The 24775-nt window shown below is 71.8% G+C and carries 22 protein-coding genes, 1 pseudogene and 1 riboswitch; of the genes and pseudogenes, 10 read left to right on the forward strand and 13 right to left on the reverse strand.

What is annotated here, in order from left to right; genetic code table 11:
* Window positions 1-6: 6 nt before the first annotated feature.
* The 4 genes from pknB to thiO all read right to left on the reverse strand — a co-directional run bounded on the left by pknB (window position 7) and on the right by thiO (window position 4252).
* Complete coding sequence (gene pknB, locus F0344_RS27710) at window positions 7-1932, reverse strand: Stk1 family PASTA domain-containing Ser/Thr kinase (RefSeq protein WP_185301357.1); 1926 nt, start codon at window positions 1930-1932, stop codon at window positions 7-9.
* A 100-nt stretch (window positions 1933-2032) separates the two neighbouring features.
* On the reverse strand, window positions 2033-2827 hold the full coding sequence (locus tag F0344_RS27715; RefSeq protein ID WP_185301358.1) for a thiazole synthase: 795 nt from the start codon (window positions 2825-2827) through the stop codon (window positions 2033-2035).
* A gap of 4 nt (window positions 2828-2831) precedes the next feature.
* Entirely contained in the window at window positions 2832-3056 is a 225-nt protein-coding gene (gene thiS / locus F0344_RS27720) for a sulfur carrier protein ThiS (RefSeq protein ID WP_185301359.1), read from the reverse strand.
* Window positions 3053-4252, reverse strand: a complete 1200-nt coding sequence (gene thiO, locus F0344_RS27725; RefSeq protein ID WP_185301360.1) for a glycine oxidase ThiO — start codon at window positions 4250-4252, stop codon at window positions 3053-3055. The genes thiS and thiO overlap by 4 nt, the downstream gene beginning before the upstream one ends.
* Window positions 4250-4362: riboswitch (TPP riboswitch) on the reverse strand. Its footprint overlaps the gene before it by 3 nt.
* Window positions 4363-4490: 128 nt before the next feature.
* Here thiO and F0344_RS27730 point away from each other — a divergent pair.
* From F0344_RS27730 to F0344_RS27750, 5 genes are all read left to right on the forward strand, one after another.
* Window positions 4491-5735, forward strand: a complete 1245-nt coding sequence (locus F0344_RS27730; protein ID WP_185301361.1) for an NAD(P)/FAD-dependent oxidoreductase — start codon at window positions 4491-4493, stop codon at window positions 5733-5735.
* Window positions 5736-5815: 80 nt separating this feature from the next.
* A complete protein-coding gene (locus tag F0344_RS27735; RefSeq protein ID WP_185301362.1) occupies window positions 5816-6181 on the forward strand; it encodes a helix-turn-helix domain-containing protein in 366 nt (121 codons plus the stop codon).
* Window positions 6182-6256: 75 nt separating this feature from the next.
* Window positions 6257-6907, forward strand: a complete 651-nt coding sequence (gene thiE, locus F0344_RS27740; protein WP_185301363.1) for a thiamine phosphate synthase — start codon at window positions 6257-6259, stop codon at window positions 6905-6907.
* A gap of 110 nt (window positions 6908-7017) precedes the next feature.
* Entirely contained in the window at window positions 7018-7935 is a 918-nt protein-coding gene (metF, locus tag F0344_RS27745) for a methylenetetrahydrofolate reductase [NAD(P)H] (protein ID WP_185301364.1), read from the forward strand.
* A gap of 50 nt (window positions 7936-7985) precedes the next feature.
* Window positions 7986-8891 carry a hypothetical protein gene (locus F0344_RS27750; RefSeq protein WP_185301365.1) on the forward strand — a complete coding sequence of 302 codons (906 nt, stop codon included), beginning with the start codon at window positions 7986-7988 and terminating at the stop codon, window positions 8889-8891.
* A gap of 64 nt (window positions 8892-8955) precedes the next feature.
* On the opposite strand, the gene F0344_RS27755 is transcribed toward F0344_RS27750, so the two are convergent.
* From F0344_RS27755 to F0344_RS27770, 5 genes and pseudogenes are all read right to left on the reverse strand, one after another.
* Window positions 8956-10473 carry a phytoene desaturase family protein gene (locus tag F0344_RS27755; RefSeq protein ID WP_185301366.1) on the reverse strand — a complete coding sequence of 506 codons (1518 nt, stop codon included), beginning with the start codon at window positions 10471-10473 and terminating at the stop codon, window positions 8956-8958.
* 10 nt (window positions 10474-10483) lie between these two features.
* A pseudogene (locus F0344_RS36180) lies at window positions 10484-10663 on the reverse strand (hypothetical protein); the annotation flags it as partial.
* Window positions 10664-11123: 460 nt separating this feature from the next.
* Window positions 11124-11735: a TetR/AcrR family transcriptional regulator gene (locus F0344_RS27760; RefSeq protein ID WP_185301367.1), complete on the reverse strand. Its 612-nt coding sequence runs from the start codon at window positions 11733-11735 to the stop codon at window positions 11124-11126.
* Window positions 11736-11764: 29 nt separating this feature from the next.
* Window positions 11765-13852: a YhgE/Pip family protein gene (locus F0344_RS27765; RefSeq protein ID WP_185301368.1), complete on the reverse strand. Its 2088-nt coding sequence runs from the start codon at window positions 13850-13852 to the stop codon at window positions 11765-11767.
* Window positions 13824-14567 (reverse strand): ATP-binding cassette domain-containing protein, encoded by a 744-nt coding sequence (locus F0344_RS27770; RefSeq protein ID WP_185301369.1) that lies wholly within the window; start codon window positions 14565-14567, stop codon window positions 13824-13826. Before F0344_RS27770 ends, F0344_RS27765 begins: the two co-directional genes overlap by 29 nt.
* Before the next feature lie 167 nt (window positions 14568-14734).
* On the opposite strand from F0344_RS27770, the gene F0344_RS27775 reads away from it, so the two are divergent.
* The 3 genes from F0344_RS27775 to F0344_RS27785 all read left to right on the forward strand — a co-directional run bounded on the left by F0344_RS27775 (window position 14735) and on the right by F0344_RS27785 (window position 16770).
* A complete protein-coding gene (locus F0344_RS27775; RefSeq protein WP_185301370.1) occupies window positions 14735-15262 on the forward strand; it encodes an SAV_6107 family HEPN domain-containing protein in 528 nt (175 codons plus the stop codon).
* A gap of 102 nt (window positions 15263-15364) precedes the next feature.
* Window positions 15365-16123 carry a methyltransferase gene (locus F0344_RS27780; RefSeq protein ID WP_185301371.1) on the forward strand — a complete coding sequence of 253 codons (759 nt, stop codon included), beginning with the start codon at window positions 15365-15367 and terminating at the stop codon, window positions 16121-16123.
* Between the two features lie 248 nt (window positions 16124-16371).
* Entirely contained in the window at window positions 16372-16770 is a 399-nt protein-coding gene (locus F0344_RS27785) for a DUF3040 domain-containing protein (protein ID WP_185301372.1), read from the forward strand.
* Between the two features lie 276 nt (window positions 16771-17046).
* Here F0344_RS27785 and F0344_RS27790 read toward each other — a convergent pair whose 3' ends face one another.
* From F0344_RS27790 to F0344_RS27805, 4 genes are all read right to left on the reverse strand, one after another.
* Window positions 17047-19470: a transglutaminase TgpA family protein gene (locus tag F0344_RS27790; protein ID WP_185301373.1), complete on the reverse strand. Its 2424-nt coding sequence runs from the start codon at window positions 19468-19470 to the stop codon at window positions 17047-17049.
* Window positions 19467-20840 (reverse strand): DUF58 domain-containing protein, encoded by a 1374-nt coding sequence (locus F0344_RS27795; RefSeq protein ID WP_185302929.1) that lies wholly within the window; start codon window positions 20838-20840, stop codon window positions 19467-19469. The genes F0344_RS27790 and F0344_RS27795 overlap by 4 nt, the downstream gene beginning before the upstream one ends.
* Complete coding sequence (locus tag F0344_RS27800) at window positions 20840-21892, reverse strand: AAA family ATPase (RefSeq protein WP_185301374.1); 1053 nt, start codon at window positions 21890-21892, stop codon at window positions 20840-20842. Before F0344_RS27800 ends, F0344_RS27795 begins: the two co-directional genes overlap by 1 nt.
* Window positions 21893-22118: 226 nt before the next feature.
* On the reverse strand, window positions 22119-22691 hold the full coding sequence (locus F0344_RS27805; RefSeq protein ID WP_185301375.1) for a beta-class carbonic anhydrase: 573 nt from the start codon (window positions 22689-22691) through the stop codon (window positions 22119-22121).
* A gap of 399 nt (window positions 22692-23090) precedes the next feature.
* Here F0344_RS27805 and rsmH point away from each other — a divergent pair, with 399 nt between their 5' ends.
* On the forward strand, window positions 23091-24056 hold the full coding sequence (gene rsmH, locus F0344_RS27810; RefSeq protein WP_185301376.1) for a 16S rRNA (cytosine(1402)-N(4))-methyltransferase RsmH: 966 nt from the start codon (window positions 23091-23093) through the stop codon (window positions 24054-24056).
* Window positions 24057-24105: 49 nt separating this feature from the next.
* On the forward strand, window positions 24106-24774 hold the full coding sequence (locus F0344_RS36185) for an FtsB family cell division protein (RefSeq protein WP_258050142.1): 669 nt from the start codon (window positions 24106-24108) through the stop codon (window positions 24772-24774).
* Window position 24775 lies beyond the last annotated feature (1 nt).

The raw sequence follows: 24775 nt of genomic DNA on the forward strand, positions 1-24775 counted from the left end.
GTGGATCTACAGTCCCCTGGTCCTGATCGTGATCGTGGAGCCCTCGGCGGCCTCTTCGCCGCCGTCGACGGACTGCTTCTCGACGGTGTCACTGAACGACAGGAACGGCCGTTCGACCTCGACATCGAACCCCGCCTCTTCCAGTGTGCTCCTGGCCTCGTCCACGTTCATGCCCGTGACGTCCGGGACGTCGAGCATCCGCGGCCCCTTGGAGACCGTGAGTTCCACGGAATCGCCTTCGGCCGCCTCGGCGCCCTCGGCGGGTGACTGCTCGGCGATGTCGCCCGCCACCTCGACGGAGTTCACCCGGCCGGGCCGGACCTCGGCCTCCAGGCCTTCCTCGGCCAGCGCGGCGGTGGCGTCCTCGACGGAGAGGCCGGTGACGTCCGGGACGTCGACCGGACTGCCCTTGCTGACCACGAGGCCCACAGCGGACCCGGAGCGCCGCTCGGTGCCCGCCTCGGGGTCCGTGCGGACCACGTCGCCGCGTGCCACGTCCTCGCTGAACTCCCGGGTCACCGCCCCGGGTGTCAGACCGGCTTCCTTCAGATCATCTCTCGCCTCGGCGAGAGTGACGCCGGCGATATCGGGGACATCCACCATCTCGGGGCCCTTGGAGACCACGAGCCGCACGGAGCCGTTGCCCCGGATGCGCTCCCCGGAACCCGGATCGCTGCTCGTCACCGTGCCCCGGGCGGCGGTGTCGCTGAAGGCGCGGTCGATCCGCTTCACGTCGAGACCGGCGTCCCGCAGCCGCTGCTCGGCCGTCTTCTGCGTCTGGCCCAGCACCGACGGGACCTTGGTGAACTGTCCGGAGTTGATGTACCAGACACCCGTGCCGACGCCGAGGACCAGCAGGACCGCGGCGAGCGCGGCGACCATGCCGCGCCGGGGAATCCCGCCGAAGAGGCCCCGCCGGCCGGGCCCGGTCCTGCGGGGCGGCAGGGACGGCGGCATCTCCAGCCGGCTGGTGTGGTGGGTGGTGCCCTGGCCGGGCGGGATCGCGCGAGGAATCACGCTCGTACGGTCATCTGCGCCGTCGTGCTCCTCGCCGCGGGCCTGCGGGGGCTTCGCGTCGAGCTGCGCGTCGGTGAGGGCGGCCCGGCACTCCCGGGCCCCGGCCAGCAGGACCACCGCGTCCTGCGGGCGCACCTCAGGGTTGCGGGCGGTGGCGCTCGCGACCAGGACGTCCAGTTCCACCGGGAGACCGGGGACGACGGCGGACGGGGCCGGGACGTCAGCGTTGAGGTGCTGGTAGATGACCTGCGCTGCGGTGTCGCCGGTGTGCGGCTTGCTGCCGGTCAGCATCTCGAAGAGGACGACCCCGCACGCGTAGACATCGGCCCTGGTGTCGGCAGTGCCGTACTGGATCTGCTCGGGTGCGAGATACGACACGGTGCCCAGGAGGGACCCGGTGGTCTCGGTGACGGTGCCCACCGCCCGTACGAGCCCGAAGTCGGCGACCTTCACCCGGCCGTCGTCCCCTATCAGGACGTTCTCCGGCTTCATGTCGCGGTGCACGAAGCCCGCGCGGTGTGCGGCGCCGAGAGCGGCCAGGACCGGTTCCATGATGTCCAGGGCGGCCCGGGGCTGCAGGGCACCGCGCTCGCGCAGTACGTCCCGCAGGGTGCACCCCGCGACGTACTCCATCGCGAGGTAGACGTACGCGCCCTGTGCGCCCTGGTCGAACACCGCGACGACATTGGGGTGCGCGAGCCTGGCCACGGACTTGGCCTCGCGGATGAAGCGCTCGACGAACGAGGCGTCGGTCGCGAGGGCCGGGTGCATCACCTTGAGCGCGAGCACCCGGTCGAGCCGGGTGTCCGTTGCCCGGTAGACCGTGGCCATGCCACCGACGGCGATCCGCGCGTCGACGCGATACCGGCCGTCGAGCAGCCGCCCGATCATGGGGTCCTGGAGGGTCGTATCCACGCACCGAGTCTACGAGCCGCCGCCGACACGGCCGACGGTCCGGCCGTCCCCGGCGCCCTACTGCAGCCGAGCCGTGACAGGGACACGCCTCCGGGCGCGTCTAGAACGCCGGACGCTCCGGGTCCAGTACCGCGCGGCCCTCGCCCGGGGACGAAGCCTCGGCGAAGTGACGGCGCGGAATCCGGCCGGCCCGGAACGCCAGACGCCCGCCCTCCACCGCATGCCTCATCGCGCCCGCCATCAGCTCCGGCTCCTGAGCCCGGGTCACCGCCGACGCCAGCATCACCGCCGAGCAGCCCAGCTCCATCGCGAGCGCGGCGTCCGAAGCGGTCCCCGCCCCGGCGTCCAGGATCACCGGCACCCCGGCCCGCTCGACGATCAGCTGGAAGTTGTGCGGGTTGCGGATGCCGAGACCGGAGCCGATGGGGGAGCCCAGCGGCATGATCGCCGCACAGCCCACGTCCTCCAGCTTCCGGGCCAGCACAGGATCGTCGTTGGTGTACGGCAGGACCGTGAACCCGTCGTCCACGAGGATCTCGGCGGCGTCCAGCAGCTCGATCGGGTCGGGCAGCAGCGTGCGCTCGTCCGCCACGACCTCCAGCTTGACCCAGTCGGTGCCCAGCGCCTCCCGCGCCAGCCGGGCGGTCAGCACGGCCTCGCCCGCGGTGAAGCAGCCCGCCGTGTTCGGCAGGACGCGGATGGAGAGCCGTTCCAGGACGGAGAGGACCGAGCCCTGCACGGTCGGGTCCAGCCGGCGCATCGCCACGGTAGTCAGATCGGTGCCGGAGGCGAGCAGCGAGCGCTCCAGGACCTCCAGGCTCGGAGCGCCCCCCGTTCCCATGATCAGCCGGGAGGAGAAGGGCGTCCCGCCCAGGGTGAAGAGATCGTCGGACATCGGGTCAGCCTCCCTGCACCGCGGTGAGGACCTCGACACGGTCTCCGTCGGAGAGCGCCGTGGCGGACCACTGGCCGCGCGGGACGACGGTCTCGTTGACGGCCGCCGCCACTCCGGAGTGCGAGGCGGTGAGCGTTGCCACGAGGGTGTCGAGCGGGGTGTCGAGGGGAACGCTTCGGCGTTCCCCGTTCACGGAGATCAGAACGGGGCCGGACAGTGACTCGGTCATGCGGGCTGCTCCTGAGGTACGGGGGCGGCAAAGGACGAGGGGGCGAAACGGCTCGGCGTGAACGGGCGGCCCACGTCCGGCAGCTCGCCGGTCGTCAGCACGTGGGCCATCACCTCGCCGGTGACCGGGGTCAGCAGCACCCCGTTGCGGTGGTGGCCGGTGGCGAGGTGGAGGCCGGGCAGGGCTGTCGGGCCCAGCAGTGGCGCGTTGTCGGGGGAGGCAGGGCGCAGGCCCGCCCGGGTCTCGGTGAGCGGCAGCTCCGTGATGCCGGGCACCAGCTCGTGCGCGTCGCGCAGCAGCTCGTACACCCCGCCGGCCGTGACGGTGGTGTCCCAGCCCAGCTCCTCGCTGGTGGCGCCCACGACCAGTTCGCCGTTCTCCCGCGGCACGAGATAGACGTGGCTGCCCCGGACCACGGCACGCACCGTCCTGCTCAGGAAGGGGGCGTACGCGGACGGCACCGTCAGCCTCAGCACCTGGCCCTTGACCGGCCGGACCGGCGGCACGACCTCCTCGGGCAGTCCCGCGAGCCGGCCGCTGAGGCTGCCCGCCGCAAGGACGACCTGGTCGGCGGAGAGCTCGGTGCCTCCCGCGAGCTCGGCTCCGGCGGCGCGTCCGTGCGTGACGTTCAGCCGCTGCGCCCAGGCCCGGTGGAACACCACCCCGGCGCGTTCGCAGGCGGTCAGCAGCGCCGAGGCGAGCCGCCGCGGGTCTACCTGATGGTCGCCGTCGACGCGCAGACCGCCGCGTACGCCGGGGGCCAGCATCGGTTCCAGGCGGCGGCAGTCGCGCCCGGTGAGCCACGAGGACTTCAGCCCGGATCGCTGGTGCAGGTCGTGCAGGTCGCGCAGATGGGCCCGGTCGTCGGAGTCCAGGGCCACGGCCAGGGTGCCGCAGGCCCGGAAGCCGATCTCCTGCCCGCTCGCCTCCTCCAGCTCGGCCGCGAAGGCGGGGTAGCGGGCGGCGGACGCGACATTGAGGCCGAGCAGGGTCTGCTCGCCGTAGTGGAGTTCGGTGACGGCCGCGAGCATCCCGGCCGCCACTTCGGCGGCTCCGCCGCCGGGCTCGGGGTCGGCCACCGCCGTCCGCAGGCCGCGCTGGGCCGCCCGCCAGGCGGTCACCAGCCCGATGATGCCGCCCCCGATGACGAGGACGTCGCACCCGTTTCCGTTCGGTGGAATCAGTGGAGCACGCATGGGCTTCCAGCCCCTCCCTTCGCCGGCATGACCCGGATCAGGTTCGTACGGTCGGAGGCCGCCCAGCCTCCCTCTCAGCCCGGTGCGTCCGGGCTCCCGCGAGTCTTTTACGTTGGCCACCCTAAACCCCGCCACCCGTGGTGGTAAGAGCGTCCGGACGACCTGCCGGCCCGTCGTGTGCCGGCCGCTGTGCGGCAGTCCTCTTCCTGACGTTCCGTCAGGTGCTTAAGGTGGGCGGGTGAGCGAGCAGAAGGAACAGCAGACAGTGGGACGGCAGGCCCGGCACGTCGTGGTCGTCGGAGCGGGAATGGCCGGTGTGCAGACCGCCGTGGCCCTGCGCGAACAGGGCTTCACCGGCCCCGTCACGCTGATCGGCGCCGAACCGCATCAGCCGTACGACCGGCCGCCGCTCTCCAAGGCGGTCCTGCTCGGCACGGCCGAGGGCTCCGCCTTCGACGTCGACTTCGAGGCCCTCGACATCACCCTGCGCCTCGGCCTCGACGTGACCGGCCTGCGGCCCGGGGCGCACGAACTGGACACCGAGGGCGGCCCCGTTCCGTACGACGTCCTGGTCGTCGCGACCGGCGCGGAACCGGTCACGCTGCCCGGCTCAGAGGGCACCCAGGGCGTCCACCTCCTGCGCACCCTCGACGACGCGGCACGGCTGCGGCCCGTCCTGGAGCGGAAACACGACGTCGTGGTCGTCGGGGCCGGCTGGATCGGCGCGGAGTTCGCCACCGCCGCCCGCGCCGCCGGATGCGCGGTCACCGTCGTCGAGGCGGCCGAGCACCCCCTCGCGGGCGCCCTGCCCGCCGAGGTCGCCGCCCCCATGGCCCACTGGTACGCGCAGAGCGGCGCCACACTCCTCACCGGCGCCCGGGTGGCCCGCATCGAACCGGGCGTGGTCGTCCTCGCGGACGGCCGTGTGGTCCCGGCCGGAGCGGTGGTCGTGGGCATCGGTGCCCGGCCCGCCACCGCCTGGCTGTCCGGCTCCGGTATCGCGCTCGGCCCGGACGGCTCGGTCACCGCGGACAGCGCGCTGCGCACCTCACTGCCCGATGTGTACGCGGTCGGGGACTGCGCCTCCTTCCCCTCCGCCCGCTACGGCGAGCGTCTGCTCGTCCACCACTGGGACAACGCCCTCCAGGGTCCGCGGACCGTCGCCGCCGCCGTCCTCGCCGCCGACGGTGACGGACAGCCGCAGCCGTACGATCCGGTGCCCTACTTCTGGTCCGAGCAGTTCGACCGCTTCGTGCAGTACGCCGGCCATCACGCGGGCGCCGACACCCTGCTGTGGCGGGGCGACCCGGCGGAACCCGTCTGGTCGGTGTGCTGGCTGCGCGCGGGAGTCCTGGTCGCGGTGCTGGCCGTCGGCCGCCCGCGCGACCTCGCGCAGGGGCGCAAGCTCATCGAATCGGGCGCCCGCGTCGACCCGGAGCGGGCCGCCGACCCCGCCGTACCGCTGAAGTCGGCGAAGCTCTGACGTGCTCCGACACCACCTCGTGACCCCCTTACGACCGGCTCGGTTACCGACTGTCGGTCCGGGATGGCACGCTTGTCCCTGTGACCGAGATTGACGCAAAGATCGATGTTCTCGTCCCTGCCTGGCTCCACCTCCCCGACATCGCTGAGATGCTCGATATCGAGGTGACGCGTGTGCGGCAGCTGGTCAGGGATGGCCAGCTCATCGCCGTACGGCGCGGTGGGAACCGGGCGCTCCAGGTGCCTGCCGCCTTCATCGACGGCGACCAGGTGGTCAAGGGCCTTCCGGGGCTCCTGACCGTCCTGAGGGACGACGGCTACAACGACGTGGAGATGCTGGAGTGGCTCTTCACTCCCGACCCGACCCTGCCCGGTACCCCCGCGCAGGCGTTGAGTGAGAATCGCGGTACGGAGGTGAAGCGCCGCGCCCAGGCGCTCGCCTTCTGACCGAGACAACCGCACACGGAGTGCGGGCCGTGCCGCACGGACCGGCCCGCACACCGCCGTAACCACGGGGGAACCATGTCCACGCCTCGCACCCTGCTGTCCGACGCCCGGCTCTATCTGTGCACGGACGCACGCAAGCGGCAGGGCGACCTCCCCGCGTTCCTGGACGCCGTTCTCACCTCCGGTGTGGACGTCGTCCAGCTGCGTGACAAGGGCATGGAGGCCGCGGAGGAGCTCGAACACCTCGCGGTGTTCGCCGACGCCTGTAAGCGCCACGGGAAGCTTCTCGCGGTGAACGACCGCGCCGACGTCGCCCACGCCGTCGGATCCCATGTGCTGCACCTCGGGCAGGGAGACCTGCCCGTGCCCGCCGCCCGGGCCGTCATCGGCCAGGACGTGGTCATCGGCCGCTCCACCCACGCCGAGTCCGAGGTCGACGCCGCGGTCGCCGAGCCCGGCGTGGACTACTTCTGCACGGGCCCCTGCTGGCCCACCCCGACCAAGCCCGGCCGCTACGCACCGGGCCTCGGACTCGTCCGGTACGCGGCCTCGCTCGACCAGCCGCGCCCCTGGTTCGCCATCGGCGGGATCGACGCGGGCAATCTTGACGAGGTGCTGGACGCGGGCGCCCGCCGGATCGTCGTCGTACGGGCGATCACCGAAGCCGATGATCCGGCCGCTGCCGCCGCCCACCTCGCCGAGCGTGTCAGGTCACGCCTCGGCTGAGCAGGCGATGGTCCACGTCCGTGTCCGAGGGGTGGACAACAACCCCTGTAATTCGGGCAAATCGCACCGGTCTTGTTGGGGTACCGCCCTGCCCTGGTTAACCTCCCAGTATGGCTCTTGGCACACCTTCCACCAGGACGGATCACGCGCGCACCGTGCGTGAGCTGCTCGCGACCGGCAAGACCTCGTACTCGTTCGAGTTCTGGGCGCCCAAGACCGAAAAGGGCGAACGGAACCTCTGGAACGCGCTGCGCCGGGTGGAGGCCGTCGCCCCGAGTTTCGTCTCCGTGACGTACGGGGCCGGAGGCTCCACACGGTCCGGGACGGTCAAGGCGACGCAGCAGATCGCCGAGGACTCCACGCTGACGCCCGTCGCGCACCTCACCGCTGTCGACCACTCCATCGCTGAGCTGCGCAACATGGTCGGCCAGTACGCGGACGCCGGAATCCGGAACATTCTCGCCGTGCGCGGCGACCCGCCGGGCGACCCGATGGGCGAGTGGGTCAGGCACCCGCGAGGTGTGCGGTACGCGGCGGACCTCGTCCGCCTCATCAAGGAATCCGGCGACTTCTGCGTCGGTGTCGCCGCCTTTCCCGAAATGCATCCGAGGTCGGCCGACTGGGACACCGACATCGGTCATTTCGTGGACAAGTGCCGTGCCGGTGCCGATTATGCGATCACTCAGATGTTCTTCGATCCGGAGGATTATCTCCGGATGCGTGACCGTGTGGTCGCGGCGGGTTGCGATACGCCGATCATTCCCGAGGTCATGCCGCTCACCAGCGCCAGACAGCTGGAAAGATTCGCCCAGCTCAGCAACGCGTCCTTCCCGTCTTCGTTGAAAGAACGCATCCTCGCCGCCAAGGACGATCCCGCCGCTGTACGCTCCATTGGCATCGAGTTCGCAACGGAGTTCTGCGCACGGTTGCTCTCCGAGGGTGTCCCCGGACTGCACTTCATTACGCTCAACAACTCGACGGCAACACTCGAGATCTACGAGAATCTCGGACTGCACAAGCAGTCGTGACCGGCCGTACCCGCCACCAACCGGGGCGGTGGCCGTAGGAGGGGGCGGGCGTGGGCTGGACGGTCCTCTACATCGCATTCGGCATCGTGGCGTTGTGGCTGCTCGGTGAGGTGCTGCTGCAGTACAAGGCGCGGCTGCGCTGGCGGTTGCTCGCCTTCGGCGGATTCCTCGGTGTGGTCATCGGTGTCCTGATCCCGTCCGTGCTGGTGATCGCCCTCGGCGCGATCGCCTTCGCGACCGGACAGACCTATGTGACGCTCTCCTTCAGGCAGGGCTTCTCGACGGGCTGGGCCATAGGGGGCAGCCCCGGTGAGAGCCGACGGCGCCGCGGACGGGCCGAACGGCCCGAGACCAGGGAGCCCGTACTCCAGGTCTCCGACCTCGAGTACACGGCCGAGCCGGAAGGTCCCGCCGCGGTCTACGCACCGGAACCCCTGCCTGACGACACCGGGCAGTACGGCGTGTACTCCGAGTCGGCCTACGCGGCCACGGGTGGCGGCGGGAGCCGCACGGAGCAGGGAGAAGCCCAGTACGACGCCTACGCGCCCTACCCCGACCACCACCAGCCCGTCCAGGACGCCTTCACCGGGCAGGACGGCTACGCCACACAGGGCACCCCGGGCCAGGACACCCACGCGGGGCAGTACGACTACGGCACGGGCCGCCAGAGCTACGCGGCGTACTCCGACCCGTACATCGGGACCGGGACCACCGGCGGCTCAGCTCCGTACGGCTCGTACGACAGCTACGGCAACGGGTACGACAGCTACGGGGGCCAGCAGCAGTACGCCGAGCCCTCCCCGCAGCAGTACGGCGAGACCCCGCCCGGCGGCGTCTGGGTCCCCCATCAGCGCGAGGGCGACCAGTACCCGCCGATGCCGCAGCAGGAGCCCGAGGAGCCCGCTCCGTACGGCAATGGCTACGACACCGGTCAGAACGACCCGTACCGCTACTGACTCCGCCCGGAATCACTGACTCCGCCCCCGGAACTACTGACTCCGCCCCCGGAACCTCACCGTCTCACCGGGAGCCGCGGAAGCCGTCGCCCTCCACGACGAGTCCCGCGACCAGTGCTCCCGACATCCCGGCGTGCGCCAGTCCGCCGCCGGGATGCGACCAGCCGCCCGCCAGATACAGGCCCGGCAGCCGGGTGCGGTTGCCGGGGTGCAGCCAGGCGCCACCGGCCCCGGCCAGCGCGGGCGCCGGAACCGAACCGCCCTCGGCGCCGGTCTCCGCAGCGGTCTCGGCGGGTGTCCGTACCTCCGAGTGGATCAGCCGGTCCCGCAGTCCGGGCACAGCCGCGCAGGCGACGTCGGTCATCGTGTCCGCGAACCGCTCGCGCAGCGCCGTGTCCGTCCAGTCGACCGGGCCGTGCGGGGCCACCGTCGCCATCAGGGTCACCGCCTCGTGCGCCTCGTCGGGGCGGGTGGAGGGATCGTCGGGGCGCAGGACCGTCACGGTCGGCCGCTCGGCGGTCCGGCCCCCGAACACGGCGTCCCGCTCGGCCGCCCCGCCCGCACCGTGCACCACGGTCCGGTGCGCCGCGCCGGGCTCGCGGGCACCGCGCAACGACAGCAGAACCACGAACCGGCCCGGTACCGCACCGCTCCCCGGACGCCCCGACGGCCCCACATCCCCGTCCTGCCACAGCTCCTGACCCGGTACCAGCTCCGGACGCGGCTGCGCGGCCAGCACCACGTGGTCGGCCCCCACGCTCGTCCCGTCCGCCAGCTCGACGCCCGCGGCCCGGCCGTCCTTCTCGGTGATCCGGACGACCTCGGCCCCGAAGGCGAAGGTCACCCGCCGGGCCAGACACCGCTCGTACAGCGCCTCGGCCAGCACCCGCATGCCCCCGGTGACGTACCAACTGCCGAAGGTCTCCTGCATGTACGGCACGAGGGCGGCGCTTGTTGGGGCCTCGCGCGGATCCAGCCCGTACGACAGGGCGTACCCGTCGAGCAGGGCGGCCAGCCGCGGGTCCGACAGCTCCCACGCACCGATCTCCGCGACCGTCCCCGCCTGCCGGGCCGGGCGCAGCAGTCTGCGTTGACGGACCGCGGGATAGGGATCGCGGCCCAGCACCTGCCAGTCGGGACGCAGCGGCTCCTCCAGCAGAGGGCGCCGCGAGCGGTCCCAGGCGTCTCCCGCCCGTTCCAGGAAGGCTCCCCACCGCTCACCGGCGCCCGCCCCGAGCGCCTCGTCCAGAGCGGCGACCACGCCGGCCCGGGAAGCGTTCGGCAGCGACACCGTGGTGCCGTCCGCGAAGACATGACGGCTCGCCGGGTCCACCTGGGTCAGCGTGACGCACTGCTCCAGAGGCTCCTTGCCGGTCTTCACGAACAGATCGCGGTAGACGGCGGGCAGATGCAGAAGGGCCGGCCCGGTGTCGAACGAGAAACCGTCACGGGCGAACCGGCCGACCGAGCCGCCGTACGTCGCGGACCGCTCGTACACCGTCACCCGGTGGCCTGCCACGGCGAGCCGGGCCGCCGCCGCCATCGCGCCCGTCCCGGCGCCGATCACCGCAATTCGTGCCATGTCAGTGACCTTAATCGGTGCCACCGACAGCTCGGCCGGGAGGCCGGTACCCGCGTGCTTCCGTCAGCCGGCTCTCCTCGCGCCGCTGCGCCCCGCGGCGCGGGAACCGGCGGATCCGTGAGGCCAGGAAGACGAGCATCACCACGCCGAGAATCAGCAGCGCCCCGGCGACGGACGCGGCAGCCACCGGTAGGCGTTGATCCCGCTCGCCCAGCCACTCGTGAACACCAGGGGGAGTACGGACACGGAGGCGATCGTAACCACACGGAGCCCCGGACGGGTGGGGTCGCGCACACAGCCCTGAGTACGCGTACCCAGGCGGCGAGATGAGTAGGGGCGCGGATGGGCTCCCACCAGTGCGGACGGCAGAGTGTGGAGCACGGAAGGGGCGCGGCTCCGGGACCGCCGACACGGGGTGGCGGAACGGAGCGGTACCCCTGACGCAACGGGGGTGCACGGCGGAGGACCCGGGACCACGGGGGAAACACGGGGTCACGGGGGAAGGGTTCTCCGGCAGCACGGAGAACGCCGGTCCGGTGGAGTTCGAGGGGGATCGAACGCCACAGGGCCGGCGTCTTCGTGTCCGTACCAGACCGTGCCGTGTCGCCGTGTCGCCTTGTCACCGGTCCGCCGCGTTCTCGGAGCGCGGTTCAGCGCCCGCTGACCCGCCCGTACAGCAGCAGGGACAGGGCCGAGTGCACATCGTCTATCGACCGCTCCGGCTGGAACGCCTGCCAGTCGAGGGCGGCCACGAGCACCATGCCGACGAGCGCGGCAGCGGTCAGCGGAATGTCGATCTCCTTGCTCAGCTCGCCGTTGCGGACGCCCTCCCTGAGCACGTCCTCGACGACGGCCACGGCCTGCTGACGCACCACCAGGAGGGTCCCCTGCCAGGCACGGTTGGTCCGCCAGAGCTCGGCGACGTACAGCTGGGTGAAGGCCGGGTAGCGGTTGATGAAGACCAGGCCGGCCCGGATCATCGCGTCCAGGGCCTCCACCTGGGTGCCGCCGCGTGCGGCGGTCTCCTCGGACGCGGATCGCAAGGAGGACGTGAGCAGCCCGACGCCGTGCCGCAGCAGCTCCTCGAAGAGCTCGGTCTTGCTCTTGAAGTTGTAGTAGACCGTGCCTTTGGCGACCCCGGCCCGCTCGGCGATCTCGTCCACCGTGGTGGCGGAGAACCCCTTCTCGGCGATGAGGGTCACCGCCGCTTCGTAGAGCTTCTGCCGGGTGGCCTGGCGGCGCGTGGTGCTACTGCTTTCCATACGGTCGATTCTCACAGGTCCCGGCGCGCTCACAGACTGAGCTCCGGATGGAGCCGGTCCAGGGTCCACACCTGCTTGCGCCGGGCGGAGAGGGCGGTCAGGGCCACCGCGCCCGCGGTGAACGCGACGAGGACCGCACAGGCCTGCCAGACCGGGCCGGGTCCGCCGCCGGTGATCAGCCGCCGCAGGCCCTCGACGATGTAGCTCATCGGCAGGAACGGGTGGATCGCGCCGAAGAATCCGGGGCTCGTCTGGACCGGGTACGTTCCGCCCGCCGAGGTCAGCTGGAGCATCAGCACCGCCAGGACGAGGATGCGCCCCGCGGCCCCGAAGCGGGCGTTGAGCCACTGCACGATCGCGGCGAAGCAGCAGGTCACCAGGGCCAGGAAGCCGATCGTCGCGGCGGGGTGCGCCATCTGGAGACCGAGCCCCCAGTGCAGTACGGACATCAGCGCGGCGACCTGGAGCACACCGATCGCGACGACGGGCAGCCAGCCGGCGAGGGCGATCCGCCAGGCGGAGGCCCCGGCGGCCAGTGCCCGCCTGTTCAGCGGCTGGATCAGCATGTACGCCACCATCGCGCCGACCCAGAGGGAGAGCGGGATGAAGTACGGGGCGAAGCCGGTGCCGTAGTTCGGGGCGGTGTGCAGGGACCTGGACGCCAGCTGTACGGGATCGGCCATGACGTCCGTACGCGCGTCGCGGTCCTTCTCGGAGTAGTCGGGGATCTTGCCGACACCGTCGTTCAGCCCCTGCGCGAGGGTCGCCGATCCGTCACCGAGCCGGAAGAGTCCGCTGTCCAGGTCGGTGGCGCCCGTCTTGAGCCTGCCGACCCCGGTGTCCAGGTCGGAGGAGCCCGTCTTCGCGGTGCCCAGGCCGGTGTGGAGCGTGTCGGCGCCCTTGGCGACCCTGTGGGCGCCCGTGTTGAGCGCGTTGATCTTCGAGACCGCGGACTCCAGGTCCTTGTCCAGGCTCGGTGAGCGCTTCGCGAGGGCTTCGGCCTGCCCCTGGAGCGTCGTCAGATGGCCGCGGAGTTTCGCCAGGTCCCCGCTCTGGTTCTTGACCAGGACGTTCACGTCGTCGGCGACCTTCGCGACGTCGGTCGCGGCCGTCACGGCCCGCTGTAGCGGGGGACAGACGGCAGGGTCGGGCAGCAGCGCGTCCTCGCACCGGGTGCGATGGACGGCGGTGAGTTCGTCGGCGGCGGTGTGCGCGGCGGTGGCCGAGGCCGGCGCAGCCTTCACCAGCAGGTCGAGGTTGTCCCGCACCGTCTTCGACGAATCGGCGACCAGCCGGGCCGTGTCGCCGATCGCCCGGCCGTTGTCCTTGAGGAAGGGGCGTACGTCGGCTGCGATTGCGTTGACCCTGTCGGCGAGGGCCTGGGTGCCGTTCGCGACCTGCCTGGAGCCGGTTTCGAGGTCGCCCGCGCCCTTGTCGAGCCGGGTGATCCCGCCGGCCAGCCGGCCACTGCCCGCCTTGGTGTCCTTGAGCCCGCTGGCGAGGTCCTCGGAGCCCTTCTTGGCCTTGGAGAGGCCGCCCTTGAGGTCATCCGCCCCCTTGGCCGCCTTCTCCGTGGCGTCATGGATGCCGGAGAAGGAGATGAAGATCCGGTCCAGGAACCCGCGCGAGGCATTCGTCGAAGCGGCGGTGCGCACCTCGGAGAACACCGTTCGGGAGATCTGCCCGACGATGTAGTTGTTCGCGTCGTTCGTCCGTACCTGGAGAGCGCCGGTCTCGGGGGTGTCCCCCGAGCTGGAGGCGATCCGCCTGCTGAAATCGGACGGCATGGTCAGGGAGAGGTAGTACGTACCGTCCTCGACGCCCCGGCCCGCCTCGGCGGAACTCACCTCGTGCCACTCGAAGACCTTGGAGTCGAGCAGCTTGCCGGTGATCTCGTCCCCGGCGGCCAGGCGCTTCCCCGAGACGGTCGCCCCCTTGTCGTTGTTGACCAGCGCGACGGGAATCCTGTCCAGGCGCCCGTACGGGTCCCAGAACGACCACAGGTACAGCGCTCCGTACAGCAGGGGCAGCAGTAGGAGCGCCACCAGTGCGGCGCGCGGCAGCTTCCCCCTGCCGAACCGCTTCAGCTCAAGCGCGGCCAGTCTCGGCGATCGCATCGGCCGTCCCCTCCTCGGTCGTGGTGTCGGTGCGTACGGAGATCGCGCCCTCGGGGGCCTCGCTGCACACTGCGAGCACCGTCGTGCCGTCGTCGGCGACGGCACGCAGCAGGGCCCACGCCTCGGTGCGTTCGGCGTCGGAGAGCTTGAGGTCGGTGTCGTCCACGGCGAGCAGCCGGGGGCGGCTGATCAGGGCGAGGGCGACGGACAGGCGCAGTCCCTCCAGGCGCTCCAGATCGCGTACGGAGGTCCGTTCGGCCTTGGGCAGGGCGGCGAGGTCGAGCCCCGCCGCGTCCACGGCGGCGTCGACGCGGGCCCGCGCGGTGGCGGCCCGCTCGGCGCGGGGCCGCAGGAGTGCGCGGAGCGAACCGTCGTAGCGGCTCTGGAGCAGTGCTCGCTCGCGCAGGTGCTCGGCGACGGTGAACGCGGGGTCGAGCTCGCTGACGCCCGGAACGTGGCCGAGGGCGCTGATCGCCCGTACAGCGGCGAGCTTGCCCGGCAGCCGCAGGCCGCCCGTTTCGGCATGGCCCTGCGTGGAGCGCATGCGGCCGGTGAGCGCGAGGAGCAGACAGGTGCGTCCGGAGCCGGACGGACCTTCGACCGCGAGGAGCGAACCGGGCCCCGCGGTGAAGCCGACCCCCCGGAAGGCCCAGCCGCGCGGTCCTTCGAGCCCGAAGTCCTCGGCACTGACGGCTGCCCCGTGCGGGCTGTCCACAGACTCTCCTTCTTTTGAACTGACCAGTCAGTGCAAAAACTTAGCCCGAACTCACCAGCGAAGCAAAAGGCCCAGGTCAGGGGGCGAGCAGGGGGGATTGTCAGTGGTGGCCGTCACGATGGACACAGACGGCCATGAAGCCGTCACACGACGACAGGAGGTTCGTCATGGCCAGCTCGTCCGCAGCCGCCGCCCCGCGGCGCCGCCCAGGCAGCCCTGCCCCCTCACCGACCGGTCCGGCAAGCGACGTCCACCCCGTAGCGCGCCGGGCCACGGCCCCGCCCGCCGCCCTCGATCTGCTCGCCAAGGCCCGCAGCGGCCTGGTCGAGGCGGCAGTCCTCGACGTACCGAACGAGCGCTACGCCACAGCCCACCTGGCCGCGCTGCGCACCGCCGCGGCCGTGCTCGCGGCCCGTGGCCGCCCGGAGACCGGAAGGCGACGCCGGGAGCGCATCCGCAGCGCCTGGGAGGTCCTGCCGGAAATGGCCCCGGAGCTCACCGAGTGGAGCGCCCTGTTCGCCTCGGGGGCCGAGCGCAGGGCCCGCGCGGAAGCCGGCATACCGGGGGCGGCCACCAGTCGTGACGCCGACGATCTGCTGCGCGACGCCGCCCTCTTCCTCCGCCTGGTCGAACGGCTGTTGGTGCTCCAGCCGGTGCTTCCCCGGCCCAGGGAAGGGGCGGCCGAAGCGGGGTGACCGGGCGGGCGGCCGGAGGCAATAGGGTGGACGGACCCGTACCACCTGCACTGTTCACGCTCCGCCCGTAAGTGGCGGCACCGTGCCGAGGAGTCAACTGCCGTGTCGGACCAGCTGCGCCCCCGCGCCTCCCTCCGTACCGCCGTGGTCTGGGAGGTCCTGAAGGACGCTCTCGACCGCCGGGTCAAGGCGACCGGCAGGGACACCCTGGACGTGCTGGACACCGGCGGCGGCACCGGCAACTTCGCGGTGCCCGTCGCCCGGCTCGGCCACCGGGTCACCGTCGTCGACCCCAGCCCCAACGCACTGTTCGCGCTGGAGCGCCGCGCCGCCGAGGACGGCATGGCCGAACGGGTCAGCGGGGTCCAGGGCGACATCCTCGGCCTGTTCGACGTGGTGGAGCGCGGCGGCTACGACGCGGTGCTCTGCCACGGTGTCCTGGAGTACGTGGACGACCCCGCCGAGGGTGTGCGGAACGCGGTCGACGCGCTCCGCCCCGCCGGCGCCCTCAGCCTGCTGGCCGCGGGGCTCGGCGGTGCGGTCCTGGCGCGGGCGCTCGCCGGTCACTTCACCGAGGCCAGGCACGCGCTGAGCGACCCGGCCGGCCGCTGGGGCGACGGCGACCCGGTGCCCCGGCGCTTCACCGCCGATCAGCTCACCGAGCTGGTCGCCGCCGCCGGCATGGAGGTGGGAGCGGTCCACGGTGTACGGGTCTTCGCCGACCTCGTACCGGGCGTCCTGGTGGACACCGAACCGGGTGCGGTCGAGGCGCTTCTCAAGCTGGAGGCCGCCGTGGCCGAACTGCCGTCCTTCCACGCCGTCGCGACCCAGTTGCATGTTCTCGGCGAGAAGCGCGGCTGATCAGCGAAGCAAGCGCGGACGGAGTCCGGCTCCAGGACCCCGATCGCCGCTCCGGCCCCGTATGATCGGGTGACACCAGTCGGCATGACGGAGCGGACGCCGGGGAATCTACGCCTCAGCAGACGAACCGACATGGCGGTCCGGACTGGTTCATGGCTACAGGGCGGGTTTCACGGGGGCGAATCCCTGCCTATCCTGGAAGGGCCGCATACCGGTCGCCCCCCGCGGCCGACGACTAGGAGGACTCCGTGCCGCTCTCGGAGCACGAGCAGCGAATGCTCGAGCAGATGGAGCGAGCGCTGTACGCCGAAGATCCCAAGTTCGCGACAGCGCTCGAGGGAAGCGGGCTGCGTACGTACACCCGACGACGGGTCTACCAGGCGGTCGCTGGTTTTCTCGTGGGTATCGCGCTCCTCATGGCCGGAATGGTCGCCCAGCAGATCTGGATCAGCGTGGTGGGTTTCCTCGTCATGCTGGGCTGTGCCGTGCTCGCGGTCACCGGGTGGCGCAAGGCGCCCAAGCCCGGGGAACAACAGCCGGCGGGGAGCGGGGCGACAGGCGAAGGCCGACAGCCCAAGCAGCGCCGGTCAGTGATGAACCGGATCGAGCAGCGGTGGCAGCGCCGCCGTGACGAGCAGGGCCAGTAAGCACTTCCGCCCCGGGAGTTCTTCCGGGACGGACCGAAGACATGACGCCGGGCACGTGAGCGCCACACATATGGGTGAGGGGCGGCCGCTTTTCTGCGGCCGCCCCTCACCCATATGCCTCGCCGCCTCGGTCTGCCGGGCCTTCCGGTTCCGCGCCGGGTGGCGTTGGATCAGGTTGGACAGTGCCGGATCACGCCGGACGGCGTCGGATCATGGCGGACCGTGCCGCACGACGGCCGACCGCGCCCCCGTAACTCCGGGGGCGCGGTCTCCGTGTCAGCCCCGCTGGCGGGACAGCCGGCGGAATCGCCCGGCCCACCGGTCGCGGCCCGGCCGGTCCGCCCACCGCCGCGCGAGCGCGGCCCACCGCTCGGAAGCCGTCCACACCACCCGGACGGCCGAGCGCGGCGCGATCACCGCGCGGAGCCGGGCCGGGCGGCCCACGGAGGCCCGCAGAGCTGCACGGACGGCAAGGACGTCCTCGGTGAGCCCCGTGGCCGACCGTGGCTGCGGGGCGTACAGCACCTGCTCCACCGCACCCGCCACCCGGTGGGCCGAAGCCGCCGCGGCGCCGTCGAGTTCGCCCAGCCGCACGATCCGCGCCGCCGCCTTGCGCGGCGTCTGCGACTCGTCCGGCGGGATGCCGTGGTCCCAGGCCGTGTCCGTCAGTTCGCGCCAGGCCGCCATCGTTCTGGCCATGGCGTCCGCGGGCGTACGGCCCGGGGAGAAGCCCAGCCTGTGCCCGCGTGCCCGGGTCCGCCAGAGCAGCGGCACCAGAGGCAGCACCAGCAGCAGCGCGGCAGCCAGGCTCAGCAGCACCACGCTGCGCAGCGGAGTCCCCGGATCGGCCGGACCCACCGCGCCGGGCAGCGCCGCGGCACCGCACTCACCCTGACGGCGTAGTTGCTCCGGGCAGTTCTGCGAGGCGGACGGAGCGGCCGACGGCGCCCGGGAGGCGTCCGTGGACGGCTGGGCCGGATCGTTCGTACCGCCCGTGGGAGCGTCCGGCAGCGTGTACGAAGGGGTGGAGCCCCGGGACGGGGTCGGCTCGAACCGTGTCCAGCCCACGCCCTCGAAGTACAGCTCGGGCCAGGCGTGGGCGTCACGCAGCCCGACGGACATCGAGCCGTTCGACTGGAAGGTCCCGGGAGTGAAGCCCACCGCGACCCGGGAGGGTATACCCAGGGTCCGTGCCATCGCCGCCATCGTGAACGAGAAGTGGACGCAGAAGCCCTGCTTGTCCTTGAGGAACCGGCCGATCGCCGCCGTGCCCGTCCCCGAACTCACCGTCGTGTCGTAGGTGAAGCCGCCCTTCGAGGCGAACCAGTCCTGCATGGCGACCGCCCTCTCGTACGCGTTCGTGGAGCCCTCCGTCACCTCGGCCGCGGTCCTGCGCACCACGTCCGGCAGCGAATCGGGCACCTTGGTGTACTCGCGTGCCAGCTCCGGCGGCGGCGGGCCCGCCGCGGCGAGCTGATCCGCGGTCGGCAGAACCACCAGGCTGCTGACCTCGTACCTCGCATTCCCCGTCGTCTGCCCGTCGTCCCCGACGAGCGTGCGGCCCTCGGGCTCGTACCGCCAGCGCCCGCCGATCTTCACCTCGGTCGCCGGATAGGGGAGCGGGAGGTACGTCTGCTGGTAGGAGGGCGACGAGGAGAGGTTCGTCCTGATCTCCGTGACGGCGACGCCGGAACCCAGACCCGTGGGCCGCGGGAGCCGTCCCGGCACATCCGTCAGCCGGCGGGTCGACGGCCGCCACTCGGTTCCGTTGAACTGGTCCAGGGCCAGGATGCGCAGATAGAAGTCCTCCGGGGCCCCGGAGTCGGTGCGATACGTCATCACCTCCCGGTCCTCCGGCTGGTTCAGATTGTTCTGGAGCGAGACCAGCGGATTGACCGCGGAGATCGTGCCCCCGCCGCCGCCCCTGCCTGTCCCCGAGCCCGATCCGGCCAGAAGCCCGCCGTCCAGGGCGGGCAGCGCCGCCGGGACGACCAGCGCGATGCCCAGCGTCAGGACCCCGATACGCCGCCCCGTACGCACGGAGGCGAACGCGCGTCCGCCCGAATCCGCGATGCCGGCGGTCAGACCGCCCGGCGACCCGGCCGCGCCGCCGAAGACCCGCCCCCACTGGGAGAGCCGGTCACGTCCCTCGGCCAGCAGCAACAGCAGATATCCGGAGGCGGCGAGCAGGAACCAGAGCCAGCCCGCGCCCCCCTCGGACAGTCCGGCGGCCACCGAGTAGAGCGCGAGCAGCGGCAGTCCGGCAGGGGCCGCACTGCGGAACGTCACCGCGAGCGCGTCCACCCCGAGTCCGATCAGCAGCACACCGCCGACCAGCATCAGCCGGATGCCGTCCGTCGCGGGAGCGGGGATCGCGTATTTGCCGACATCGTCGAAGCCCGCACTGAACAGCTCTTGCATCCACAGCACGGTCTCGGGGCCCGGCAGCACACCGAGGAACGCCTGCTCCCTGGCGAACGCCACGGTCAGCAGGACCGTCGTGAGCAGGACCTGCGCGCCGACCGTCAGCGTCCTCGCCAGCGGCACCCGGCGGGCCAGCGCGCCCACCCCGCTCTGGATCGCCAGCAGCAGGGCCGCCTGCAGAATCCAGCCGGCCGGATCGACCAGTGGCAGGAGGGCGCCCGACGCCATCAGCGTCGCCGCGAAGGCGCACAGCGCCAGCCGACCACGACCACTCATGACCATCCCCCGGAGAAGCCCTTAAGTCCGCCGGTCGCGGCGGACTGCGTGTCACCGTGCTGCTGCCCGGCCTGTTGCCACAGCGGGGTGAGCCGCGTCCCGGGCGGAACGGCCACGGCCGTCCAGCCCGCCTCGCGCAGCAGCCGCAGACGCGCCGTGACCGGGGCGGGCGGTGTCCCGTCCCCGCCCCGCACCCAGCCCTCGCTGTCCACGACGAACGCCACGGCGGCTCCGCTGCGCTGCCGCATCCGGCTCGCCACGGCGACCTGCTCCTCGTCGAGGTCACCGAAGAATGCGATCAGCAGCCCTTCGTTGCCGCCCCGCAGCACGTCGTAGGCGCGCGACAGGCCGCCGCCGTCCGAATGGTCGACGACCGCGAGCGTGTCCATCATCAGTCCCGCGGAATCGGCGGACTCCTGGGTCGATCCGGCGAAGCCGTCGGACCCCTCACCCGCCACCGAACTGCCGTCGTCCGTGAGCAGTCGCACCCCGAAGCCGCGCTCCAGCATGTGCACCAGCGCCGAAGCCGCTGCGGAGACCGCCCACTCGAAGGCCGAATCAGGACCGGCCCCCTGATAGGCGATGCGCCGGGTGTCCAGGAGCACCGTGCACCTGGCCCGCTGCGGCTGCTCCTCGCGGCGCACCATCAGTTCGCCGTAACGAGCGGTGGAGCGCCAGTGGACCCGGCGGAGGTCGTCGCCATGCCGGTAGCCGCGCGGAATGACATCGTCCTCGCCGGCCAGGGCCAGCGACCGCTGCCGGCCGTCGCCGTATCCCGAAGCTTCACCGGCCAGCCGCAGGACCGGCAGGGACTCGGTGCGGGGGATGACGGTCAGGGTGTCGTACGCACTGAACGAACGGGTCAGCTCGCACATCCCGAACGGATCGCTGAGCCGCAGCTGCAGGGGACCCAGCGGGTAGCGCCCGCGCAGATCCGACCGGACCCGGTAGGACACCTCGCGCCTGCCGCCCGCCTCCACCCGGTCCAGGACGAACCGGGGCCGCGGACCGAGCACGTACGGAACGCGGTCCTGGAGCATGAGCAGCCCGGTGGGCAGCCGGGAGATGTTGTCCATCCGCAGGTGCACCCGTGCCTCCGAGCCCGCCGGCACCCGCGACGGCGACAGCCAGCGGCTTCCGGTGACCCGGTAGCGGGTGCGGTAGAGCACGGCCACGCAGATCAGCGGCAGCACGGCGAGCAGCAGGCCGACCCGCAGCAGGTCGCCCTGGCCCAGTACATAGGCGCAGACCGCGGCGGCCACACCGGCCGCGAGGAAGGACCGCCCGCGTGTGGTCAGACCGCTGAGGGCGGCCCGGAGACCGCCCTTGTCGCCGTCGTCGTCCACGGCGCCGGGCCCCCCGGCCGCCATCACAGCCGCCGGGTGCCGGGCGGCTGCTGGCCGTACACCGGGTGGCCGGGCTGATGCGGGGGTACGGCAGGGGCCGTCACCCCGCCGGCCGAGGTGGGTACGGGGGTGCGCTGCAGGATCTCCAGCACCACCTGCTCGGCGGTCCTGCGGTTCAGCTGCGCCTGCGCCGTGGGCAGCAGCCGGTGGGCGAGCACCGCCACGGCGAGGGCCTGCACGTCGTCCGGCAGGGCGTACTCGCGCCCGCTGAGGGCGGCCGACGCCTTCGCCGCGCGCAGCAGATGCAGCGTCGCGCGCGGTGACGCGCCGAGCCGCAGATCCGGGTGGTTACGGGTGGCGCCCACGAGCTCCACCGCGTACCGCCGGACGGAATCGGCCACGTGGACCGTGCGCACGGCGTCGATCAGCTTCACGATGTCGTGGGCGTGGGCCACCGGCTGGAGATCGTCCAGCGGCGAGACCCCGCCGTGCACGTCGAGCATCTGGAGCTCGGCCTCGGGGCTCGGATAGCCGATCGACACCCGCGCCATGAAGCGGTCGCGCTGGGCCTCGGGCAGCGGGTAGGTGCCCTCCATCTCGACCGGGTTCTGCGTGGCCACCACCATGAACGGGTTGGGCAGCTCGTACGAGTGCCCGTCGATGGTGACCTGGCGTTCCTCCATCGACTCCAGCAGCGCCGACTGGGTCTTGGGCGACGCTCGGTTGATCTCGTCGCCGATCACGATCTGAGCGAAGATCGCGCCCGGTTTGAACTCGAACTCCCGTCGCTGCTGGTCGAAGATCGACACCCCGGTGATGTCCGAGGGCAGCAGGTCGGGAGTGAACTGAATACGCCGCACCGAGCAGTCGATGGACCGCGCCAGAGCCTTGGCCAGCATCGTCTTGCCGACTCCGGGGACATCCTCGATGAGGAGATGTCCCTCCGCGAGCAGCACGGTCAGCGAAAGCCGTACGACCTCAGGCTTGCCCTCGATCACACTCTCCACCGACCTGCGCACCTGCTCCACTGTGGTGGTCAGATCTGTGAGGCTCGCTCGATCGTCATAGGTCGTCACCCGGCCCTCCTCGGCACCTTTGTGCAGGGCCGACGCGCATCGCTGCCCGGCCCACCCCGACATACGGACACTCCGCGGAAGGCCCGTGGATGTGTCACACGCGCATTCTTGTTGCCGTTACCGCTTCGTGTCACTCGCCTGTGGATAAGTGGGTGCGATATGTCGGGTGTTGGTGCGAATTCGGAGTCCGAGGACCGCTAGTGAGGCAACGAGCGGACGCGGGAGGTCAGGAGGTGGGAAAGATCTCGCGCAGCAGACCGGTGGTCACGTCGAACACGAAACCGCGGATGTCGTCCGTGTGCAGCAGGAACGGTGAGGTGCGCACGCGCTGCATCGACTGGCGCACGTCCTGGTCGGCGTCGGAGTACGCCTCCACCGCCCAGACCGGCCGCTGGCCGACCTCGAGCTCCAGTTCGTGCCGGAAGTCCTCCGTGAGCGATTCCAGACCGCAGTTGGTGTGGTGGATGAGGATGACGCTGCGGGTGCCCAGGGCGCGCTGGCTGATGGTCAGGGAGCGGATCACGTCGTCGGTGACCACACCGCCCGCGTTGCGGATGGTGTGACAGTCGCCGAGCTCCAGGCCGAGCGCGTCGTGCAGGTCGAGACGGGCGTCCATGCAGGCGACCACGGCTACGTGCAGAACCGGCCGGGCGTCCATGCCGGGGTCGCTGAACTTGTCCGCGTAGCGGGCGTTCGCCTCGACCAGGCGATCGGTGACCGTGCCACCGGAACGGACCGCGCCCGCGGCAGGGGAGGCGGGGGCGGCGGGTTCTGCGGGGGAGTGCGCGGAAGTCGACATGGAGACGACGTTAGCGTTCGGGACCGGCCGCGGCGTGCTGTGGAAGGGGACAAAGAACGTCAACGCGGCTTGTTGTGAGCTAACCCACAAGCCTCACAGAAGTGCACCCGGTCGAGTGAGGATCCGGGGACGAAGAGGGCGGTGCGACGCGCTGTCCGCCTCGTTGATCGGTAATCGATCGAATGGCAGGGTGGACTAAAGTGACGCGAAGTTACCGACACGCCTCGCACATTCTTCACATTCCGTACGCCCCGCCATGCGCGGCGCGTGAGCGGCCCGGCCTCTCCCGCTCCCGGTCGGTCGGCGTCCCCTTCCGGGCGCCGGTGGACCTCCCCTTCCGAGCGGGCGGGGACCAGGCCGCACACGCGCGCCGCACATGAACCGAGCCTGAGAGGGCGCATGAGCCAGACCCGACACGTCCCGGTGATGCTCCAGCGATGCCTGGACCTGTTGGCCCCGGCTCTGGAGGACCCGGGGCCCCGGCCACCGGTGGTCGTCGACTGCACCCTCGGCCTCGGCGGACACAGCGAGGCGCTCCTCGCCGCCTTCCCGACGGCCCGGCTGATCGCACTCGACCGGGACAAGGAGGCGCTCCGGCTCTCCGGCGAGCGGCTCGCCCCCTACGGCGACCGCGCCACCCTGGTGCACGCCGTCTACGACGAACTGCCCGAGGTCCTGGACCGGCTGGGCATCCCCAGGGTCCAGGGCGTGCTCTTCGACCTCGGCGTCTCCTCCATGCAGCTCGACGAGGCCGACCGCGGATTCGCGTACGCCCAGGACGCTCCCCTCGACATGCGCATGGACCAGACGACGGGGATGAGCGCCGCAGAGGTGCTCAACACCTACCCGCCCGGCGAACTCGTACGGATTCTGCGGCAGTACGGCGAGGAGAAGCAGGCCAAGCGGATCGTCTCCGCCGTCGTGCGCGAGCGCGAGAAGGACCCCTTCACCAACAGCGCCCGGCTCGTCGAACTCATCCGCAACGCGCTGCCCCAGGCCGCCAAGCGCACCGGCGGCAACCCGGCCAAGCGCACCTTCCAGGCCCTGCGTATCGAGGTCAACGGCGAGCTCACCGTCCTGGAGCGGGCCATTCCCGCAGCCGTGGACTGCCTCGCCGTCGGCGGCCGTATCGCCGTGCTCTCGTACCACTCGCTGGAGGACCGGCTGGTCAAGCAGGTCTTCGCGGCCGGTGCCGCCAACACGGCGCCCCCCGGGCTGCCCGTCGTCCCCGAGCGCTACCAGCCACGGCTGAAGCTGCTGACCCGAGGTGCCGAGCTGCCCACGGAGGAGGAGATCGCCGAGAACCGGCGCGCCGCCCCCGCCCGGCTGCGTGGCGCCCAGCGCATCCGCGAGGAGGAGCGATGAGCGTCCCCGCTCCGGCCCAACCGGCATGCGGCACGTCCGAGGCGATGCCGTGAGCAAACCGGCCGACCAGATGAAGGGGCGGGCCGCCCGGCTCGCCCGGCTGATGCCCTCGGGGCCGAGCAACGCGGCCCGTACCCCCTTCGTGCTGCTGGTGGTCCTGCTCCTCGGCGGCGGCCTGATCACGCTGCTCCTGCTGAACTCAGCACTCAACGAAGGGTCCTTCAGGCTCAGCGAGCTGAAGCGGGAGACCACGGGGCTCACCGACGAACAGCAGGCCCTCCAGCGGGACGTCGACAGCTACTCGGAGCCGGACGCGCTGGAACGGCGCGCCAGGGAACTGGGCATGGTGCCGGGTGGCAGCCCCGCCTTCCTGAGCCCGGACGGCACGGTGCGGGGTGTGCCCGTGGAGGCCACCGCCGCCCCGACGCCCACGGCCGCCCCGCCGAAGCCGGTGGAGACCTCGCCCGACAGCACTCCCGACGCCTCCGGCGCCACATCGCCCGGCCTTTCGGCCTCGCAGCCCGTCTCCGGGGCGCCGTCGCCGGGGCCCTCGGAGCCCTTGTCGCGGAACGCGTCGCAGAACGCATCGGACAACGCCTCGCAGACCGCGTCCGCCCAGGGCTCCGCCGGACCGGAGTCCAGCCCCGGAACAGAGACCACGCCGACCGCGCGGCAGCGCGTCTCGGCGCCCCCGCCCACGACGAGCCCCGGCAGGTGAC

This window comes from Streptomyces finlayi (genome assembly GCF_014216315.1).
GTDB lineage: Bacteria > Actinomycetota > Actinomycetes > Streptomycetales > Streptomycetaceae > Streptomyces > Streptomyces finlayi_A.

Excerpts from the sequence above, each read along its gene's own strand:
- F0344_RS27715 (WP_185301358.1), bottom strand. The coding sequence starts at position 2,827 with ATGTCCGACGATCTCTTCACCCTGGGCGGGACGCCCTTCTCCTCCCGG.
- thiS (WP_185301359.1), bottom strand. The coding sequence starts at position 3,056 with ATGACCGAGTCACTGTCCGGCCCCGTTCTGATCTCCGTGAACGGGGAA.
- thiO (WP_185301360.1), bottom strand. The coding sequence starts at position 4,252 with ATGCGTGCTCCACTGATTCCACCGAACGGAAACGGGTGCGACGTCCTC.
- thiE (WP_185301363.1), top strand. The coding sequence starts at position 6,257 with ATGTCCACGCCTCGCACCCTGCTGTCCGACGCCCGGCTCTATCTGTGC.
- metF (WP_185301364.1), top strand. The coding sequence starts at position 7,018 with ATGGCTCTTGGCACACCTTCCACCAGGACGGATCACGCGCGCACCGTG.
- F0344_RS27755 (WP_185301366.1), bottom strand. The coding sequence starts at position 10,473 with ATGGCACGAATTGCGGTGATCGGCGCCGGGACGGGCGCGATGGCGGCG.
- F0344_RS27760 (WP_185301367.1), bottom strand. The coding sequence starts at position 11,735 with ATGGAAAGCAGTAGCACCACGCGCCGCCAGGCCACCCGGCAGAAGCTC.
- F0344_RS27765 (WP_185301368.1), bottom strand. The coding sequence starts at position 13,852 with ATGCGATCGCCGAGACTGGCCGCGCTTGAGCTGAAGCGGTTCGGCAGG.
- F0344_RS27775 (WP_185301370.1), top strand. The coding sequence starts at position 14,735 with ATGGCCAGCTCGTCCGCAGCCGCCGCCCCGCGGCGCCGCCCAGGCAGC.
- F0344_RS27790 (WP_185301373.1), bottom strand. The coding sequence starts at position 19,470 with ATGAGTGGTCGTGGTCGGCTGGCGCTGTGCGCCTTCGCGGCGACGCTG.
- F0344_RS27795 (WP_185302929.1), bottom strand. The coding sequence starts at position 20,840 with ATGGCGGCCGGGGGGCCCGGCGCCGTGGACGACGACGGCGACAAGGGC.
- F0344_RS27805 (WP_185301375.1), bottom strand. The coding sequence starts at position 22,691 with ATGTCGACTTCCGCGCACTCCCCCGCAGAACCCGCCGCCCCCGCCTCC.
- rsmH (WP_185301376.1), top strand. The coding sequence starts at position 23,091 with ATGAGCCAGACCCGACACGTCCCGGTGATGCTCCAGCGATGCCTGGAC.